This window comes from Nocardia sp. NPDC058497 (assembly GCF_042720195.1).
Taxonomy (GTDB): domain Bacteria; phylum Actinomycetota; class Actinomycetes; order Mycobacteriales; family Mycobacteriaceae; genus Nocardia.
In genome coordinates, this window is record NZ_JBHXMY010000017.1 from 9,004 (window position 1) to 10,994 (window position 1,991).

General features: G+C 71.8%; 1 protein-coding gene. It reads left to right on the forward strand.

Annotated features, from left to right (window positions below):
* On the forward strand, nucleotides 1-1,895 hold a 1,895-nt coding region (locus ACFWPJ_RS02520; protein WP_378846145.1), incomplete at its 5' end, for a glycoside hydrolase family 15 protein.
* Nucleotides 1,896-1,991: the final 96 nt, after the last annotated feature.

Sequence of the window (1,991 nt, forward strand, 5' to 3'; positions counted from 1 at the left end):
GCGCGGGCGAGCGCGGGCACTGCGGGGGGTTGTTTTCGAGGGGGGCGGGGGGGGGGGGGGGGCCTTTGGGGGTGGCGCACCGCCTTCCGGGGCGGCCCGGCCCCCCCCCGCCGCGGATCGAGCGGCTGACCATGCTGGCCAGCCCGCGCTCGGTCGCGCTGCTCACCCCGGACGCGACAGTCACCTGGTTCTGCCATCCCGAGCCGGATTCGGCCGCGGTGTTCGCGCACCTGCTCGGTGGCGCCAACGCCGGGCATTTCACCGTGGCGCCGGAGCGCGCGGGTCTGCCGCTGTCGCAGCGCTACGTGGACGGCACGATGACCGTCCAAACCCGCTGGGCCAGTTTGCAAGTCACCGACTACCTGCCGCACGACGTCGCCCCCGACCGCACCGATCTGACCCGCGTGATCACCGGTGACGCGAAGGCCGTCGTCACCTTCGCGCCGCGGCCGGAATTCGGCCAGGTGCCGGTGCGCATCGAATCCGTGCCGAGCGGGCTGCGGGTCAGCGGCACCAACGATCCGATGGTGCTGCGCTCGCCCGGCGTGCAATGGGAGATCCTCTCCGACGGCACCAACGAGCAGGCCCGCGCGGTGGTCGATCCGTCCGGTGCGCCCGTCGTGCTCGAATTGCGCTGCGGCACCGCCGACCTCGCGCCGTCGATGACGCCGGAACACCAGCGCCGCCAGCTGGCCGAGCAGTACTGGTCGCAGTGGGCGGCCGGGCTGCAGCTGCCGCCGCTCAAGCCGGATCTGATGAAGCGTTCCGCGCTGACCCTGCGCGGGCTCGTGCACCGCCCGTCCGGTTCGATCCTGGCCGCGGCGACGACCTCGCTGCCCGAGGACATCGGCGGCGTGCGCAACTGGGACTACCGGTACTGCTGGCTGCGTGACGCGTCGCTGACCGCGCAGGCGCTGGTGACGCTCGGCTCGCTGACCGAGGCCGAGGAGTTCCTCGGCTGGACGCACCGGGTCCTCGACACCATTCCCGGCCCCGAGCGGCTGCACCCGCTGTACACGATCTACGGCGAGACGCTGCCGCCGGAAGCCGTCATCGATCTGCTGCCCGGTTACGCCGGTTCGCGGCCGGTGCGCGTCGGCAACGCGGCGAACATGCAGGTGCAGCTGGATGTGTTCGGGCCGATCGTCGACCTGATCACCTCGATGGCGCACGAGCGGGAACGCCAGGGCATCATCGAGCCCGCCAAGGCGCTGCCCGATCCCGACTGGGAGCTGGTGCACGCGATGGTGTCGGCGGTGCAGCGACGCTGGACCGAACCAGATCACGGCATCTGGGAGATCCGCGGCAACCCGCGCCACCACGTGTACTCGAAGGTGATGGGCTGGCTGACGATCGATCGCGCGCTGACCCTGGCCGAGCGCTTCGACCGCGTGGCCGACCCCGACTGGGCGCCGCTGCGCGACACCATCGCCGAGGAGGTGAAGGCGAAGGGCTGGAACGACGACGTGCAGTCCTACACCGCCGCCTACGACGGCACCGATCTCGACGCCGCGACGCTGCACATCGGGCTGAGCGGACTGATCGATCCGTCCGACCCGCGTTTCGCCGCGACGGTCATCGCGACCGAGGCCGAATTGCGCAGCGGCGCAACGGTCTACCGCTACCACCACGACGACGGCCTGCCCGGCGGCGAGGGCGGGTTCCACCTGTGCGCCGCCTGGCTGGTCGAGGCGTACCTGCTCATCGGCAGGCGCTCGGACGCCGAGGCGCTGTTCGCCCAGCTGGTCGCGGCCGCGGGACCGACCGGCCTGCTGAGCGAGGAGTACGACCCCGTCGCCGAACGCTCACTGGGCAACCATCCCCAGGCCTACAGCCACCTGGGCCTGCTGCGCTGCGCCCAGCTGTTGAGCCACCCGGCCGACGTACTGGTGTAGCCACCGATGTAGCGGGGCGGGGGCCCCCCCAGCCCCGCCCCCAACCCAACCGCCCTTAGTCGCACAATTTGCCGCCTCGGCTCCCAAAGCCACCCC